The following is a 15285-nucleotide window of genomic DNA, read 5'->3' as shown; positions in this document are numbered from 1 at the left end:
CTCGTGGATCTGCAGCTCGTCTGGTTCCTCATCATCGGCGCCATGTTCGTCGTCTACTTCGTGCTCGACGGCTTCGACTTCGGCGTCGGCATGGCGCTGCCGGTGCTCGGCCGCTCCGAGACCGACCGCCGCCGCATCATCAACGCCATCGGTCCTGTCTGGGACCTCAACGAGACCTGGCTCATCGTCGCCGGCGCCTGCATGTTCGCGGCGTTCCCCGAGTGGTACGCGACGATGTTCTCCGGCTTCTTCCTGGCCCTGCTCGTGCTGCTGCTGGCGCTCATCGCCCGCGCCGTCTCGTTCGAGTTCCGTCATCAGCGCGACTCCGCGCGGTGGCGCGCCGGCTGGGACCTCTGCATCACCGTCGGCTCGGTCGTGCCCGCCCTCGTCTGGGGCGTCGCGTTCGCGAACCTCGCGCAGGGCCTCCCGATGGAGCCCCACCAGGGCGGCGCGCTGATGACCGGCGGCCTGCTCAGCCTGATCAACCCCTACGCGCTGCTCGGCGGCATCGTGCTGGTGGCGCTGTGCCTGGCGCACGGCGCCGTGTTCCTCTCGCTGAAGACCGACGGCGAGCTCAAGGAGCGCGCGCACGGTCTGGCAGACAAGGCACTGATCGGCGCCGCGGTGCTGGCCGTTGTGTTCCTGGTCTGGACGGTGCTGCAGAACCCGACGCTCCTCGTCATCGTGCTCGCCGCGCTGGCCGTGGTCACCTGCGTCGCCGCGTGGATCGCGAACCGCGTGCAGCGCGACGGCTGGGCGTTCGGATTCACGGCAGCGACCGTCGGCCTTGCCGTGCTGACGCTCTACATGTCGCTCGCGACGCGCGTCGGCGGACCCTTCGTCATGCCGGCGTCGAACCCGACCGACGGCTTCGTGGGGCTCACGATCGCGAACGCGTCGTCGTCGCAGTACACGCTCGAGGTCATGTCGTGGGCGGCGCTCATCTGCCTGCCGATGATCCTCGCCTACCAGGCCTGGACCTACTGGGTGTTCCGCAAGCGGGTCACCGTGCAGGCCCTCGAGACGGCAGCGCACTGAGCGACGCCGCACCGCTCCCGGGCGGCCGCGCCAGGCGCGGCCCGCTCGATCCGCGCCTGCTCCGGCACGCTCCCGGGGCACGCGGCCACCTGCTGGTCGAGGGCCTCGTCGCGCTGGTGCAGACCGCGGCGATCATCGCCTTCGCGTGGTTCGCCGGGCACGCCATCGGCGCGCTCGTGCAGGGCGCGCCGCCCGCCGCGATCGTGCCCGACGTCGCGGCCGCGGCGGTCGCGGTGCTGGTGCGGGCCGGGGCGAGCTGGGCGTCCGCATCGATGGCGCCGGTGGCGGCGGCCCGGGTGCAGTCGCAGCTGCGCACGGCTGCGCTCGCCCGCATCGGCGAGCACGGCAGCCCGACTGGGGCCGCCGACACCGCGACGGCGCTGGGCCGCGGCCTGACCGCCCTCGACGGCTGGTTCGGCCAGTTCCTGCCGCAGCTGGTGCGCACGTTCGTCGCGACCCCGATCATCGTCGTCGCGCTGTGGCTGCAGGACTCCTTCAGCGGCATCGCCGTGCTCGTCTGCCTGCCGCTCATCCCGATCTTCATGGTGCTGATCGGCCTCGCCACCGAGAAGGTGCAGCGCGACCAGTGGGCCGCGACCAGCAAGCTCGCCCGCTCGTGGCTCGACACGCTCGAGGGGCTCGCGACCCTGCGCCTGTTCGGCCGCGACCGCCGCGCGGCCAAGCGGGTCGACGCGCTGAGCGACGAGCACCGGGAGCGCACGATGTCGGTGCTGCGCGTCTCGTTCGTCTCGTCGATGGTGCTCGAGCTGGCCGGCGCGCTCTCGGTCGCGGTCGTGGCGGTCTCGGTCGGCATCCGCCTCGTCGACGGCGACATGGCACTGGGCCTGGCGTTCAGCGTGCTGATCCTGGTGCCGGATGCGTTCCTGCCGGTCCGGCAGGTCGGTGCGGCCTATCACGCCTCCACCGAGGGCATCGAGGCGTCGCGCGCCGTGATCGACCTGATCGAGGCGCCGGCGGTCGACGAGCGGCCCACGGGCGACGCGGGATCGGCCACGGCGCGCGACGTCCAGGCGCACGGCCTTGTGGTCGACGCGCTCGAGGTGCGCCGCGGCGACCGCTGGCTGCCGCCCGTGTCGCTCACGGCGACCCCTGGCGAGCTGGTGGTGATCGCCGGACCCTCCGGCGCCGGCAAGACCAGCCTGATCGCCGGGCTGCTCGGCCTCGCCCCGGCGCGGGGCCGCGTGACGCTCGACGGTGGGGTGCCGGATGCGTCGTCCTGGGCCTGGGCGCCGCAGGGGTCGTGGGACGCGGTGGTCACCGGCACCGTGCGCGAGAACCTCGCGCTCGGCGCGGCCGACGCCGACGACGACGCGCTGCGGTCGGCCCTCGCCCGCGCGGGCGTGGCCGTGGAGCTCGACGCCCGCATCGAGCCCGCGACCGGCGGCTCGCTCGGCCTCTCCGGCGGTCAGGCGCAGCGGGTCGTGCTCGCCCGCGCGCTGCACCGGGTCGCGACGGGGGCTGCGGTGCTGCTGGCCGACGAGCCGACCAGCGCTCTCGACGAGGGCACCGAGCGCCAGGTGGTCGCGGGCCTGCGTGCCGCGGCCGACGACGGCGCGATCGTGCTCGTCGCCAGCCACCGGCCCGCCGTGATCGCCGCGGCAGACCGCGTCGTGCGGGTCGGTGCGGAGGTGCCCGCATGACCGGCCGCGAGGTGCTCGCGTCGCTCGGGCAGCGGCGGCAGCTGACCGGCGCGATCGCGGCGGCGGCGCTGACGTCGGTGATGTCGATCGCGCTCATGGCCACCGCGGGCTGGCTGCTGGCCGCAGCCTGGTTCCAGCCGCCCATCCTGCACCTGCAGATGGCGATCGTCGGAGTGCGCGCCTTCGCCGTCGGCCGCGCGAGCGGCCGCTACCTCGAGCGGCTCGTCTCGCACGACGCCGCCTTCCGCATGCTCGGCAACGCCCGCCGCTCGGCCTTCGAGCGGCTGCGGCCCGTCGCACCCGTCGGGGTGGGGCGCTCGAGCGAGCTGATGCCGCGGCTCGTCGGCGACGTCGACCGGCTGCAGGACTGGCCGCTGCGGGTGCTCGGCCCGCTGACGTCGAGCGGCATCGCCGTCGGCCTCGCGATCGCCACCGTGGCCTGGCTCCTGCCGGCGGCTGGCCTCGCCCTGCTGGTGGCTGTGCTGCTCGCGGGCGGCGTGTCTGCGCTCCTGACGGCGCGCATCGCGGGCCGGGCCGACGCATCCCTCGGACCCCTGCGCTCGCAGCTCGAGAGCGCGCTCGTCGACCACGTGCGCGCGCTCGACCTGCTGCGCGCCTACGGCGCCGAGCGGCAGCGGCGCGCCGAGATCGAGCAGCTCGACGCAGAGATCGCCCGGCGCGCGCGCCGGCACGCGCTCGCCGCGGGCGCCGGCAGCGCGCTCATCGCGCTCGCCGCCGGCGGGAGCGTGCTCGTCGCCGTGCTGATCGCGGCGCCCGAGGTCGCGAGCGGCGCGCTCGACGGCCGCACCGCCGCGCTCGTCGCCCTGATCGGCCTCGCGGTGTTCGAGGTGTGGGGCGCCGTGCCGCCCGCCGTGATCGCCTGGCGCGAGTCGCGCGCGGCCGCCGAGCGGGTCGCCGCAATCGCGCGTCAATCACCCCACGTATGGGAGACACGCCCTAGGCGCGTCACCAGCCTGCGACGGCGATCGGCGCCGGCCCGCTCAGGCGAGGGGTCGCCGCGCGCCCGGCGAGTAGCCGCGTGCGGCTGCCCGCCGGGCACTGCCCGTGGATCCGGCACGGACGCCTGCGCACCGCCATGCATCCCTTGCGCGAGTTGGCTAATGCCATTAGCCTGACTGCATGAGCCCCACCGACGCATCCGCCACCTTCGACCTCGACGGGGTCGCGCTCGCCTACGAGCTCGCCGGCCCCGCGCACGGGCCGCTCGTCGTCTGCCTGCCCGGCATGGGCGATCTGCGCAGCGCCTACCGCCACGTCGTGCCCCTGCTGACCGCAGCCGGGCTGCGGGTCGCGACCCTCGACCTGCCCGGGCACGGCGACTCGGGCATCAGCCCGGCGCCGGTCGGGCAGGAGCAGATCGCCCGCGCTGCGGTCGCGCTCGTCGAGCGGCTCGGCGGGCCGGCGATCGTGGTCGGCCACTCGTTCACGCCCGACAGCGCCCTGCTCGCCACCCAGCTCGCCCCGACCGCGATCGTCGGCGCCGTCGCGATCGCGCCCTGGGCGACGACGCCGAAGCCGTCGCGCGCGATGGCGGCGATCACGCGGCTCGTCACCCGCACGCCACTGCTCTGGTCGCTGTTCTACCGCTCGCTGCACAAGGCCCCGCCCGCCGACCTCGCGGCCCACCGCCGCCGCATCGTCGCGTCGCTGCGGCGGCCGGGCGGCACCGACGCGCTGGTCGCGATGGGCGCGGGCACCACCAAGGACGCCGTCGGCGCGCGCGCCGCGCAGCAGGCGCCGGTGCTCGTGCTGATGGGCGATCGCGATCCCGACTTCGCCGACCCCGCGGCCGAGGCGCGCGCCTACGCCGATGCCGTCGGCGGCGCGAGCGAGGTGCGCATGATCGCGGGCGCCGGTCACTACCCGCACAGCGAGCGCCCCGCCGAGACGGCCGAGGCCGTGCTCGAGCTCGCGCGCCGCGTCGGCTGGAGCGTGGCGGCGCCCCGTGCCTAGGGCAGGCCTCTCGCCCGCAGCGCTCGTCGACCTCGCGCTCGCCGAGCTCGACGCGACCGGCGGGGCTCCGCTGTCGCTCGGTGCCGTCGCCGCCCGAGCCGACGTCAAGCCGCCGTCGCTCTACAAGCACGTCGCCGGGCTCGCCGAGCTCGAAGCCCTCGTCGGCGCGCGCATCTACCGCGATCTCGGCGATGCGCTCGAGGCCGCCGTGGGCGAGCGTTCGGGGGCGGATGCGGCACGCGCGTTCCTGCACGCGTACCGGTCGTTCGCGGTGCGGCACCCGGCGCGCTACCGCGCGCTCCCTGCGCGCCCCGTCGGGCACCCGGAGCTCGAGGCTGCGGGCGCCCGCGTGATGGCGCTCGCCGAGCGCGCGGTGGCCGACCGCCGGGGCGACGACGCCGTCCACGCGCTGCGCGCCCTGCGCGCGGCCGCGCACGGCTTCGCGACGCTGGAGGCGGCCGGCGGCTTCGGCCTGCCCACCGACCTCGACGCATCCTTCGGCCTCCTGGTCGATCGCATCGTCGGGGGCTGAGGCGCCCCTCTTCGGGGGACAGATCGAGCCGACTGGGGTACAGTGCGACCCCCACGACGGAGCGCGAGCAGAGGAGACCCCGTGTCGAGCAGAGACCCCATCGATGCCACCCTCGACGCCGCGGATGCGCCGGCACCCGATCACGACGAGAAGCCCGACGATCCGCCCAAGCTCGAGGGGGCGAGCTGGAAGTACGCCGTCAAGCGCGCGCTCAAGGAGTTCAGCACCGATCACGGCACCGACCTCGCGGCGATGCTCACGTACTACACCGTGCTCTCGCTCGCGCCCGGGCTGCTCGCGGTCTTCTCGATCATCGCGCTGGTGCTCGCCAGCAACGCCGACACGGTGACGACGCTCGTCGACGACGTCGTGCAGCAGTACGTGCCCGGCGACGCGCAGTCCCTCGTCGTCGACCTGGTCGAGACGCTGACGACGTCGGCGACCGGCGGCGTGATCGCGCTGATCATCGGCATCGCGACGGCCGTATGGGCCGCATCCGCCTATGTGAAGGCGTTCTCGCGCTGCATGAACATCGTCTACGGCATCGAGGAGGGGCGCGGCCTCATCAAGCAGACCGCGACGATGCTGCTCATCACCGTGGCGCTGCTCGTCGGCATCGTGCTGGTGCTGCTGTCGCTCGCGGTCAACGAGACGCTCGTGCTGGGCGTGCTGGGCCCGATCGCCGAGCCGCTCGGCCTCGGCGATCTGCTGGCGTTCATGTCGCAGACGTTCCTGCCGATCTGGGCATGGGTGAAGTGGCCCGTCATCCTCGTGCTCGTCGTGCTGATGATCGCGCTGCTCTACTACCTGGCGCCCAACCTGCAGCAGCCCAAGTTCACCTGGGTCAGCATCGGGTCGGTCGTCGCCGTGATCGGCATCGCCCTCGCTGCGGCCGGGCTGTCGATCTACTTCGCGCTCTCCTCGGGCTACAGCGCCTACGGCGCCATCGGCGCGGTGATGGCGCTGCTGTTCGCGCTCTGGATCTTCAACATCGTGCTGCTGCTGGGCGCCGAGATCGACGCGGAGGTCGAGCGCGCCCGGCAGCTGCAGGCGGGCATCGAGGCAGAGTCGGCGATCCAGCTGCCGCCGCGCGGCACGAAGAAGGTCGAGAAGCTGGCGAAGCAGCGCGCGACGCTGGAGTCCGAGGGCCGGGAGCTGCGCGAGCGGCACGCCGACGACGATGACCCCGACGACGCCGGTGACAGTCGTGGTGCGGATGCGTCCGAGGGCTCCGAGGGACGCGAAGCGCAGGAGCGCGGCCGGGAATCCGCCCGCGAGCCGGTCGGCAGCGCTGGGCGCGACCGACCGGGCCGGCGCCGGTTCCTCGGCATCTTCCCGCGTCGCGACAAGGACTGAGCCGACGGGGCGTCAGGGCAGCGTCAGCGGCGCGGCTCGCGCGTCGACAAGAGCGCCCAGGCGATCAGCACGGGCTGGAAGAACAGGCGGTTGAAGCGGCGCTCGTCGGTGTCGAGGCCGAACGCGTCGCGGCCGTGCAGCCACTGCGAGATGTTGCCGGGGAACACCGCCGCGAAGAACGCTGCGGCGACCGTGCCCACCAGCGGGCGGTGCGGTCGCGGCGCGAAGGCGATCGCGCTGCCGAGCGCGACCTCGACGACGCCGGAGCCGAGCACGACGGCGTCCTCGCTGAGCGGCGAGAGCTCGACGACCGTGTCGGGCACCTGCGCCCGGAAGTCCTTGCGCGCGAAGGAGAGGTGGCTGATGCCGGCGAAGATCAGCGCGCCGCCGAGCGCGACGCGGGCGACGCCCCGGGCGCCCATCAGCCCGCCTGGCCAAGCGCGATCAGCCCGGTGATGACGGCGATCGCCGGGAAGAAGCCCTGCACGAGCGCCGCCCGGCCCTTCGTGCGGTCAGAGACCACGAGGTACAGCGCCGCGGCCAGCATGATGCCCGTCGCCGTCAGCAGCACCGCGAGGCCCGGCACGCGTGCGCTGGCGACGATCGCGACGACGCCCGCGAGCGCCGCGAGCCCGAGCAGCAGGTTGTAGACGCCCTGGTTGGCAGCGAGCTGCCGCGACTGCGCCGCCTGCTCAGGGGTCGTGCCGAACACGCGCCGGGTGCCCGGCTCCTCCCAGCGGAGCGTCTCGAGCACGAAGATGTAGCCGTGCACGGCCGCGGCCAGCGCGGCGGCGATGCAGGCGATGACGGCGAGGTCCATGCGCGGCAGTCTAGGCGCGCGGTGGCTGAGCCGGTCAGTAGCGGCGGATGCCCAGCTCGCGCTCGAGCTGCGTCGTGCGGTCGGCGAGCAGCAGGAAGGCGACGAGGCCGAAGAGCGGGAAGGCGAGGATCGCCAGCGCCCAGAGCAGCTTGCTCACGAGCGCCACGTCCATGCGCAGCAGCTTCCCGATCGCCCAGACGCAGGTCGCGGCCCACACCAGGAAGGCGACGAGGGGCAGCACCGTCATCACCGTGCTGAGGCCGAAGAAGAAGTCGCCCATGACCAGCCTTCCGTCTGTTCGCCGCATCATCGCACATCGCCGACGAGCTGCGCGGGATCCGCCCCTCCCCGGCGCCTGCGTGCCGGAGTAGATTCCGAGCTGCGCGGCCCGCTCGCCGGCGCGACGTCGGCGCTCCGCGCGAAGGCGAGGTGCGCATGGCGACCGACGGCATCCGCGAGTCTGCGCTCGAGGCGATCGGCAGCACGCCGCTCGTGCGACTGCGGCGGCTCGTGCCCGAGGGCGCGGCGACCGTGCTCGTGAAGCTCGAGGGCGGCAACCCGACCGGCAGCTACAAGGACCGCATGGCGCTCGCCGTCGTCGAGGGCGCCGAGCGGCGCGGCGAGCTGCGGCCCGGCCAGCGGCTCGTGGAGTTCTCGGGCGGCAGCACCGGGTCGTCGCTCGCCTTCGTCTGCGCCGTGAAGGGCTACCCGCTGTCGATCGTCTCCTCCGACGCCTTCTCGCCCGAGAAGCTCGCCACCATGCGCGCGTTCGGCGCCGACCTCACGATCGTGCCGAGCGGGGGCGGGCGCATCACGCCCGACCTGTTCGTGCGGATGCGGCAGGCGGTCGATGCGATCGTCGAGCGCGACGGCGCCCACTGGGTCGATCAGTTCCACAACACGGATGCCCTGGTCGGGTATGCGGCGATGGGCAGGGAGGTGCTCGACGAGACCGCGGCCGCGGGGATGCGCATCGACGCGTTCTGCGCCGGCGTCGGCACCGCGGGCATGCTGGTCGGCGTCGCCTCGGCGCTGCGGCAGCAGCCGGAGCACGTGCGGGTGGTCGCGCTCGAGCCGGCCTCCTCCCCCATGCTCACCGAGGGCCGCGCCGGCCCGCACCGGGTGGAGGGCGTCGCGACCGGCATCGTGCCGCCCATGCTGACGCCGGGCATGGTCGACGACGCGCGCGCGATCGACGAGGCCGACGCGCGGGCGCTGGCCCTGCCGCTGGCCCAGCAGGAGGGCATCTTCGCGGGCACGTCGAGCGCCCTCAACGTCGCCGGGGCGCTGCAGCTCGCGATGGCACTTGGGCCTGGCGGCACGATCGTCACCGTGGCCACGGCCACCGGCCTCAAGTACCTCGCGGGCGACCTCTTCCGGAGCTGAGCCGACGAGCGTACGGTCGAGCTGCGACGCCGCCGTCGTGCGACCGCTCGTCGGCTGGGCGCGCCCGAGCAGAGGAGGCCATCGTGGCCGATGACGTGCAGCGGAACCTCGACGGCATGGACAAGCTCGACTTCGAGGGCTGGAACAGGGCCGACTGGCAAGGCGTCTTCGCCGACCACCACACCGACGACGTAGTGGTCGACTGGAAGGGTCAGCCCCGCACCGAAGGCGTGCTGGCGCACATCGACGCCATGAAGGCCTACGTCGAGAGCGTCGGCGAGGTGCCGCAGATCGCGTCGCATCCGATTCGCTTCGGAGACGGCGAGTGGACGTGCGTGGTCGGCGAGTTCGAGGGCGGAGGCCGCATGGTGACCGTCGCGCACTGGCAGGACGGCGCCATCTCGGAGGAGTACATCTGGAGCTGATCCGCGGCCTGCGCCCACCCCGGAACGCGAAGAAGCCCCCGCGTCGCGGGGGCTTCGAAGTGCTGGGGTACCTGGACTCGAACCAAGAACAAAGGTACCAGAAACCTCCGTGTTGCCAATTACACCATACCCCAATGGCCGCGCGCCGAGGCGAAGCGAACCAAGAGTCGAGCATACCGAACTCCGGCCGTTCGCGCCAATCGCGCCCGGCGCACGGCGCCGCGGCGGGGTCAACTTCGTCCAATCCCCCGCGGTCGACGAGCCGCTAGCGTCGGCCCCATGGACGTGGATGCTGCGACGCAGACGATGATCGACAACGTGCCGGCGAAGACCGGCCGGAGCCTCGACGAGTGGTTCGGCGTGCTCGACGCCGCAGGGCTCGAGAAGCACGGACAGGCGATGGCGCTGCTGAAGTCGGAGCACGGCGTCAGCCATGGCTTCGCCAACCTGATCGTGCTGCTGCACCGCTCGCGTCACGCCGGCGACTCGAGCGCCGACGACCTCGTCGACGCGCAGTACGCAGGGGCGAAGGCGGCGCTGCGACCCATCCTCGATGCGCTGCTGGCCGAGGTGCGCGGCTACGGCCACGACGTCGAGATCGCGCCGAAGCGCACCAGCGTGTCGCTGCGCCGCCGCAAGCAGTTCGCGGTGGTCGAGGCGGCGAGCGGCAAGCGCGTGCAGCTCGGCATCAACCTCGGCGCCGCGACGCCCACCGAGCGGTTGAAGGCCGCGGGCGGCATGTGCACGCACCGGGTCGACCTCGGCTCGATCGACGACGTCGACGACGAGCTGCGGGGCTGGCTGCGCGAGGCGTACGCGATCGCGTGAGCAGGCCCCGCAGCGGAGGCGGTCAGGCCGCGGCCGAGGGCAGCCGGTCGAGCGGCACGAAGTGCGCCGCATCCGGCCCGTGCTCGGCGACCATGCGCAGGTAGCCGGTCGGCGTCCAGCCGCTGAAGCGCCGGAAGGCGCGGATGACGTGCGGCTGGTCGTAGAAGCCCGACTCGACCGCGAGCACGGCCCAGTCGGGCTCGTGCCGCGCCTGCGGGGCGGCGTGCAGCGCATCGATGAAGCGGTGGAACCGCAGCACCTGCTGGTGCTGCTTCGGGGTGGTGCCGGTGGCAGCGCGGAAGCGCGCGATCAGCGTGCGCTGCGAGACGCCGAGCGCCGCGGCGAGCGCCGCCACCGGCGTCGCGGGGTCGTCGTCGATCGCCGCGAGCGCCCGCACCACGAGCGCGTCGGGCGCACGCACCGTCGACGCGAGCAGGAACGCCTCGAGCACGTCGAGCGCCGACTCGAGGGGCGCGGCACCGGCCGCGATCGACTCCAACTGCTCGACCAGCGCGTCGACGCCGAAGAGCAGCTCCCGGGCATCGCGCACCGCGGCTGCGCCGGCTTTCGGCGGGTCAGTGGCCGTCGGCGCGCGCTCTGCCGGCGCGAGCGCGCTCAGCCCCACGGGCGTCAGCTCGACCCCCACATGGCGGATGCGGTCGGGCGGTTCGATCACCAGGCACCCGGACTGCAGACGGGAGACGAAGGCATCCGCCACCACCGTCGCTCCGCCATCGGCGTCATGGATGCGGTAGGGCGCCGACAGGTTGACGATCAGGTGCACGAAGGGCATCGGCAGGATCTTCTCGAACGGCCGCTCGGCGTCGACCTCGAGCACCCACAGCCGCGTCGCGATGCCCGCGAGCGCCGCGGGGGCAGCTCGTTCGAGGTAGCGCACCGGCGTCAGCGCCCGGCGCCCTGCCCGCTCACGTCGACCGAGTAGCTGAGCGTGCACATGCCGTCGCCCGTGCACTGCACCAGGCCGCTCACCGGCACGCCCATGGCGTTCGCGGCCGAGATCTCCCAGCTGCTCGGCTGCCCCTGGCGCACGGCCTCGGCGGTCTCGCTGGCGAACGCGTCGATGTCGGCCGGATCGATCGCCCAGCCGAAGGCGACCGCGCCCGTCTCGACCGCGCGCATGGCCGACGGGAACTCGGCCCAGCCGACCGGCGAGCGCGCCATGTCGAAGCGCTGCACGACGCCGTTCTCGGTGGTCGCGGTCACCGACGACATCATCTCGGTGAAGTAGCCCTGGCCGTTGAGGCCGCCGCCCTCGCCGACGTAGAAGGTGGTGTCGAGGAAGCCGTAGCCCGGCGCGATCACCGACTGGCCGTTGGCGGGCATGCCCAGCTGGTCGGCCGCCATCGGCACGTCGGTGAGGTTGAGGGTGACGACCTGGAACTGCACGGCGTACGAGGTGCCTGCCTCGGTGAACTGCGTCGTGTTGTTCGCCGACACCTCCTCGGGCAGCGGCTCGCGCGCCTGGCCGAGGCCGCCAGCGAGCAGCGACTGGGTGAGCACGAACAGGCCCGCGATCAGCGCCACCCCGATGGCCGGCAGCAGCCAGGTGAAGAGCTTGCGGCGCCGCGCCTTGCGCTCCGGCGCCGACAGCGGCCTCGCTCCAGACTCAGCCGGTCGTTCGTCGATGAGCGTCATCGCAGTGCCTCCTCCGCGGCGTCCCGCGTGCAGATCAGGCTACTCCCCGGGCGACGGGCGGGATAGGCGCGGGCTGGGCTGCGGGCCGTGCGTCCTGCGCCCTCCGACTGCGCCCGCGCGCTCGGTCAGCGGCCGCGCGCGATGAGGTCGCGGTTGATGACCGAAGCCGCGATCGTGCCGGCGCCCGCGGCGACCGCCAGCTGCCGGAAGCCGGGCGTGATGTCGCCGGCGGCGTAGACGCCCTCGGCAGAGGCGCGCTGCGCCCGGTCGACCACGACGAGGCCCTCCTCGTCGGTCTCGAGGCCCAGCGACTCGGCGAACTCGAGCTGCGGGTGCCACCACGGCCGCACGAAGCCGCCCGTGCGCACGCTGCGGCTGCCGTCCTCGAGCACGATCGCCTGCATGCCGTCGCGATCGCCCTCGATGGCCGCGATCGGCGTGCGCACGAGGGTGACCCCGTGCTCGACGAGCCGTGCCTCACCGGCCTCGCCCACCGCATCCGACCCGTTCGTGAACACCGCGAGGTCGGCCGTGTGCCGGCGGATCACCATCGCGCGGTCGACCAGGTCGGGCGTCTCGCCGATCAGGGCGAGCGCCTGGCCCCGCTTGTCGTAGCCGTCGCAGTCCATGCAGGAGTGCAGGCTCGTGCCGTACCAGGGCCGCACGTGCTGCGACAGCGGCAGCGTCTCGCTGAGGCCCGTCGCGATCAGCACCGCCGCGGCGCGCGTCTCGCTCTCGGCGCGCGAGCCGGGCTGCTCGGCCTGCACCGCGAAGCCGCCCTCGACCGCGACCACCTGGCGCACCATCGTGCGCTCGTGCTCGACCGTCGGGTAGCGCAGCACCTCCTCGCGGCCGAGCGTGCGCAGCTCGAGCGGCGAGATGCCGTCGCGCGTCAGGAAGCCGTGCGACTGCAGCGTCGCCGCGTGCCGCGGGCGGTTGGAGTCGAGCAGCCGCACCGTGCGCTGCTGCCGAGCGAGGTTGAGCGCCGCCGCAAGCCCCGCCGGCCCCGCGCCGATCACGACGACGTCGACGTCGGTCGCCATCAGACGCTCGCGGCCAGCCGGTCGATGCGGGCGAGCGCCGACTCGCGGCCGAGCAGCTCGATCGACTCGAACAGCGGCGGCGAGACGCGGCGGCCGGTGACGGCCACGCGCAGCGGCGTGAACGCGAAGCGCGGCTTGATGCCGAGCCCGTCGATGAGCACCTCCCGCAGCACAGCCTCGATGGATGCGGTATCGAACGTCTCGAGCTCGGCGAGCGCGCGGCGCGAGGCCTCGAGCACCGCGTGCGCGTCGTCGCCCAGGCTCGCGACCGCGTCGGGGTCGTGATGGATGTCTTCGGCGTCGAGGAAGAGGAAGCCCAGCATGTCCTCGGCCTGGCCGATGAGCTGCATGCGCTCCTGCACGAGCGGCGCCGCCTGCTGCAGCAGGGCGCGCTCCGCGTCGCTGGGCGCACCGCCGAAGACCTGCCCGAGGTACGGCTCGAGGCGCTTCGCGAAGTCGTCGGGCGCCAGCATGCGCACGTGGTCGCCGTTGATCGACTCGGCCTTCTTCGGGTCGAAGCGCGACGGGTTCGGGTTGACGTCCTCGACGTCGAACGCCGCGATCAGCTCGTCGCGGCTGAAGACGTCGCGGTCGGGCGCGATCGACCAGCCGAGCAGCGCCAGGTAGTTCAGCAGCCCCTCGGGGATGAAGCCGGCCTCGCGCAGCAGGAACAGGTTCGACTGCGGGTCGCGCTTCGAGAGCTTCTTGTTGCCGTCGCCCATCACGTAGGGCATGTGGCCGAAGCGCGGGATCGCGGTGGCGACGCCGATGTCGGCGAGCGCGCGGTAGAGCGCGATCTGGCGGGGCGTCGACGACAGCAGGTCCTCGCCGCGCAGCACGTGGGTGACGCCCATCAGGGCGTCGTCGACGGGGTTCACGAACGTGTAGAGCGGGGCGCCGTTGGGGCGCACGACCACGAAGTCGCTGAACGAGCCGGCGGGGAAGGTGATCTCGCCGCGCACCAGGTCGTCGAACGAGAGGTCCTCGTCGGGCACGCGCAGCCGCAGGCTGGGCTGGCGGCCCTCGGCGCGCAGTGCTGCCCGCTCGGCGTCGGTGAGCTCGCGCTCGAAGTTGTCGTAGCCCTGCCGCGGGTCGCGGCCGTTCGCCAGGTTGCGCGCCTCGATCTCCTCGGCGGTCGCGAACGACTCGTAGAGGTGGCCCGCCGCCTTGAGGCGCTCGACGAGCTCGGCGTAGATCTCGCCGCGCTGCGACTGCCGATAGGGCTCGTGCGGGCCGCCGGTCTCGACGCCCTCGTCCCAGTCGATGCCGAGCCAGCGCATCGCGTCGAGCAGCTGCTCGTACGACTCCTGGCTGTCGCGCGCCGCGTCGGTGTCCTCGATGCGGAAGACCAGCTTCCCGCCGTGGTGGCGCGCGTAGGCCCAGTTGAACAGCGCGGTGCGGATCAGGCCGACGTGCGGGGTGCCGGTGGGCGATGGGCAGAAGCGGACGACGACATCGCTGCCCGTCGCCGTCGAGAAGGGGACGCTCATGATGGATCCCAGTCTAGGCGTGGGAGAATCGCCGACGATGCCGTCCCTCCGCCCCCGGGCACGCCCCGCCGCCGAACCGCTCGCCGAGCTGCTCGGCCGCCTCGAGCGCGGCGTCGTGGCCTCGCGCCGCGAGCGCAGCGAGCTGCTGCGCGAGATCGAGGGCGACCTGCGCGAGGCCGTCGCCGCGCGGGTCGGGGCCGGCGCGCCCGAGGCGACCGCCGCATCCGCCGTCGTCGCAGAGTTCGGCGATGCGCGTCAGGTGGCGACCGAGCTGTCGGTGGAGCTGCTCGCCGAGCGCGGCCGCAGGTTCGCGCCGGTCGCGGCGATCGCCGCCGTGGGCCTGCTGCTGGCGTGGTTCGTCGGCATGACGACGCTGGCTGCGGTGCCGGGGTTCAGCGTGCCGATCGCGGCGGCGTGGATGCTGCCGGTCTCGCGGGCGCTCGACGTCACGGGATGGATCGGTGCGGGTGCCGCGGTCGCGGGCTGGCTCGCGATCAGGCGCACCGGCTCGCTGGCCGCGCTGGTCGCCGTCGCCGCGCTGCAGCTGGCGTTCGCGTCGGCACTGGTGCTCGGCGCCGTCGCGCTGGTCGGCATGGTGGCCGTGCCCGCTGACGGTCAGGCCACGCTCATCGCGCTCGTGACCCTGACCGTGCTGGTCGGCGGCGCGATGGCCGCGGCCGCGGCGATGCTGCTCGTGCGGTGGGGAGCCGTCAGGCTCGCGCCGCGCCGAGCACGCGCGTGATCAGCGACGCCGTGAGCGCCCATTCGCTGCGCTGCTCGGCGAGCGAGCGCTCGCCAGCCGGCGTCAGCCGGTAGACGCGCTTCGAGCGCCCCGCGGCCTCCCACTCCCCCTCGATCAGGCCGCGCCGCTCGAGGCGCTTGAGCGCCGGGTAGACGGTGCCGCTCGGGAAGTCGAGCTCGCCACCGGAGCGGGCGCGGATGCGCTCGATCGCACCGTAGCCGTGCACGGGACCGTCGGAGAGCACCGACAGCAGCATCGCGTCGACGTGGCCGCGGAGCGCGTCAGGGGAAGCCATGCGCACACTCTAGCGTGAGCCTGTCTGCATATGCAGACA

General features: G+C 73.5%; 18 protein-coding genes and 1 tRNA gene. 10 read left to right on the top strand and 9 right to left on the bottom strand.

All coding sequences use genetic code 11. The features are described from left to right. The first annotated feature begins 3 nt into the window (after positions 1 to 3). The 6 genes from cydB to Q9250_RS12505 all read left to right on the top strand — a co-directional run bounded on the left by cydB (position 4) and on the right by Q9250_RS12505 (position 6561). Complete coding sequence (gene cydB / locus Q9250_RS12530; RefSeq protein ID WP_306232212.1) at positions 4 to 1038, top strand: cytochrome d ubiquinol oxidase subunit II; 1035 nt, start codon at positions 4 to 6, stop codon at positions 1036 to 1038. After that, on the top strand, positions 1035 to 2699 hold the full coding sequence (gene cydD / locus Q9250_RS12525) for a thiol reductant ABC exporter subunit CydD (RefSeq protein ID WP_306233992.1): 1665 nt from the start codon (positions 1035 to 1037) through the stop codon (positions 2697 to 2699). Before cydB ends, cydD begins: the two co-directional genes overlap by 4 nt. After that, on the top strand, positions 2696 to 3835 hold the full coding sequence (locus Q9250_RS12520; RefSeq protein WP_306232211.1) for an ABC transporter transmembrane domain-containing protein: 1140 nt from the start codon (positions 2696 to 2698) through the stop codon (positions 3833 to 3835). Before cydD ends, Q9250_RS12520 begins: the two co-directional genes overlap by 4 nt. A 4-nt stretch (positions 3836 to 3839) precedes the next feature. Continuing rightward, on the top strand, positions 3840 to 4673 hold the full coding sequence (locus Q9250_RS12515) for an alpha/beta fold hydrolase (RefSeq protein ID WP_306232210.1): 834 nt from the start codon (positions 3840 to 3842) through the stop codon (positions 4671 to 4673). Further along, complete coding sequence (locus tag Q9250_RS12510; RefSeq protein ID WP_306232209.1) at positions 4666 to 5205, top strand: TetR/AcrR family transcriptional regulator; 540 nt, start codon at positions 4666 to 4668, stop codon at positions 5203 to 5205. The genes Q9250_RS12515 and Q9250_RS12510 overlap by 8 nt, the downstream gene beginning before the upstream one ends. Positions 5206 to 5286: 81 nt before the next feature. Then, a complete protein-coding gene (locus Q9250_RS12505; protein ID WP_306232208.1) occupies positions 5287 to 6561 on the top strand; it encodes a YihY/virulence factor BrkB family protein in 1275 nt (424 codons plus the stop codon). A gap of 23 nt (positions 6562 to 6584) precedes the next feature. On the opposite strand, the gene Q9250_RS12500 is transcribed toward Q9250_RS12505, so the two are convergent. From Q9250_RS12500 to Q9250_RS12490, 3 genes are read right to left on the bottom strand one after another with little or no spacing between them, the layout of a single operon-like run. Beyond that, the gene (locus Q9250_RS12500; protein WP_306232207.1) at positions 6585 to 6983 is read right to left on the bottom strand and encodes a DoxX family protein; all 399 of its coding nucleotides are present in this window, start codon (positions 6981 to 6983) and stop codon (positions 6585 to 6587) included. After that, a complete protein-coding gene (locus Q9250_RS12495) occupies positions 6983 to 7381 on the bottom strand; it encodes a DUF1304 domain-containing protein (protein WP_306232206.1) in 399 nt (132 codons plus the stop codon). The genes Q9250_RS12500 and Q9250_RS12495 overlap by 1 nt, the downstream gene beginning before the upstream one ends. 34 nt (positions 7382 to 7415) lie before the next feature. Then, entirely contained in the window at positions 7416 to 7661 is a 246-nt protein-coding gene (locus Q9250_RS12490) for a PLDc N-terminal domain-containing protein (protein ID WP_306232205.1), read from the bottom strand. A gap of 155 nt (positions 7662 to 7816) precedes the next feature. On the opposite strand from Q9250_RS12490, the gene Q9250_RS12485 reads away from it, so the two are divergent. Continuing rightward, positions 7817 to 8767, top strand: a complete 951-nt coding sequence (locus tag Q9250_RS12485) for a PLP-dependent cysteine synthase family protein (protein WP_306232204.1) — start codon at positions 7817 to 7819, stop codon at positions 8765 to 8767. 83 nt (positions 8768 to 8850) lie between these two features. Next, entirely contained in the window at positions 8851 to 9192 is a 342-nt protein-coding gene (locus Q9250_RS12480) for a hypothetical protein (RefSeq protein WP_306232203.1), read from the top strand. A gap of 62 nt (positions 9193 to 9254) precedes the next feature. Here the strand turns inward: Q9250_RS12480 and Q9250_RS12475 are convergent. Next, positions 9255 to 9326 (bottom strand) — tRNA-Gln (locus Q9250_RS12475). A 145-nt stretch (positions 9327 to 9471) separates the two neighbouring features. Here Q9250_RS12475 and Q9250_RS12470 point away from each other — a divergent pair. Beyond that, positions 9472 to 10020: a DUF4287 domain-containing protein gene (locus Q9250_RS12470; RefSeq protein WP_306232202.1), complete on the top strand. Its 549-nt coding sequence runs from the start codon at positions 9472 to 9474 to the stop codon at positions 10018 to 10020. Between the two features lie 22 nt (positions 10021 to 10042). Here Q9250_RS12470 and Q9250_RS12465 read toward each other — a convergent pair whose 3' ends face one another. From Q9250_RS12465 to gltX, 4 genes are all read right to left on the bottom strand, one after another. Beyond that, positions 10043 to 10918, bottom strand: coding sequence for an AraC family transcriptional regulator (locus tag Q9250_RS12465; RefSeq protein ID WP_306232201.1), 876 nt, complete (start codon positions 10916 to 10918; stop codon positions 10043 to 10045). A gap of 5 nt (positions 10919 to 10923) precedes the next feature. Next, on the bottom strand, positions 10924 to 11676 hold the full coding sequence (locus tag Q9250_RS12460; protein WP_306232200.1) for a hypothetical protein: 753 nt from the start codon (positions 11674 to 11676) through the stop codon (positions 10924 to 10926). 125 nt (positions 11677 to 11801) lie between these two features. Next, the gene (locus tag Q9250_RS12455) at positions 11802 to 12719 is read right to left on the bottom strand and encodes an NAD(P)/FAD-dependent oxidoreductase (protein WP_306232199.1); all 918 of its coding nucleotides are present in this window, start codon (positions 12717 to 12719) and stop codon (positions 11802 to 11804) included. After that, entirely contained in the window at positions 12719 to 14209 is a 1491-nt protein-coding gene (gene gltX, locus Q9250_RS12450; RefSeq protein ID WP_306232198.1) for a glutamate--tRNA ligase, read from the bottom strand. The genes Q9250_RS12455 and gltX overlap by 1 nt, the downstream gene beginning before the upstream one ends. A 37-nt stretch (positions 14210 to 14246) precedes the next feature. Here gltX and Q9250_RS12445 point away from each other — a divergent pair, with 37 nt between their 5' ends. Next, on the top strand, positions 14247 to 14951 hold the full coding sequence (locus Q9250_RS12445; RefSeq protein ID WP_306232197.1) for a permease prefix domain 1-containing protein: 705 nt from the start codon (positions 14247 to 14249) through the stop codon (positions 14949 to 14951). Here the strand turns inward: Q9250_RS12445 and Q9250_RS12440 are convergent. Further along, positions 14920 to 15246, bottom strand: a complete 327-nt coding sequence (locus Q9250_RS12440) for a helix-turn-helix transcriptional regulator (protein WP_306232196.1) — start codon at positions 15244 to 15246, stop codon at positions 14920 to 14922. The genes Q9250_RS12445 and Q9250_RS12440 overlap by 32 nt on opposite strands. Positions 15247 to 15285 lie beyond the last annotated feature (39 nt).

Source organism: Agrococcus beijingensis, assembly GCF_030758955.1.
Lineage (GTDB): Bacteria > Actinomycetota > Actinomycetes > Actinomycetales > Microbacteriaceae > Agrococcus > Agrococcus beijingensis.
This window is presented reverse-complemented; position numbering and strand designations above follow the sequence as displayed.

Bases quoted from the DNA above. Each gene is read 5' to 3' on its own strand.
- Q9250_RS12520 (WP_306232211.1), top strand. From the start codon at position 2,696: ATGACCGGCCGCGAGGTGCTCGCGTCGCTCGGGCAGCGGCGGCAGCTG.
- Q9250_RS12515 (WP_306232210.1), top strand. From the start codon at position 3,840: ATGAGCCCCACCGACGCATCCGCCACCTTCGACCTCGACGGGGTCGCG.
- Q9250_RS12500 (WP_306232207.1), bottom strand. From the start codon at position 6,983: ATGGGCGCCCGGGGCGTCGCCCGCGTCGCGCTCGGCGGCGCGCTGATC.
- Q9250_RS12495 (WP_306232206.1), bottom strand. From the start codon at position 7,381: ATGGACCTCGCCGTCATCGCCTGCATCGCCGCCGCGCTGGCCGCGGCC.
- Q9250_RS12490 (WP_306232205.1), bottom strand. From the start codon at position 7,661: ATGGGCGACTTCTTCTTCGGCCTCAGCACGGTGATGACGGTGCTGCCC.
- Q9250_RS12485 (WP_306232204.1), top strand. From the start codon at position 7,817: ATGGCGACCGACGGCATCCGCGAGTCTGCGCTCGAGGCGATCGGCAGC.
- Q9250_RS12470 (WP_306232202.1), top strand. From the start codon at position 9,472: ATGGACGTGGATGCTGCGACGCAGACGATGATCGACAACGTGCCGGCG.
- Q9250_RS12460 (WP_306232200.1), bottom strand. From the start codon at position 11,676: ATGACGCTCATCGACGAACGACCGGCTGAGTCTGGAGCGAGGCCGCTG.
- Q9250_RS12455 (WP_306232199.1), bottom strand. From the start codon at position 12,719: ATGGCGACCGACGTCGACGTCGTCGTGATCGGCGCGGGGCCGGCGGGG.
- gltX (WP_306232198.1), bottom strand. From the start codon at position 14,209: ATGAGCGTCCCCTTCTCGACGGCGACGGGCAGCGATGTCGTCGTCCGC.
- Q9250_RS12445 (WP_306232197.1), top strand. From the start codon at position 14,247: ATGCCGTCCCTCCGCCCCCGGGCACGCCCCGCCGCCGAACCGCTCGCC.
- Q9250_RS12440 (WP_306232196.1), bottom strand. From the start codon at position 15,246: ATGGCTTCCCCTGACGCGCTCCGCGGCCACGTCGACGCGATGCTGCTG.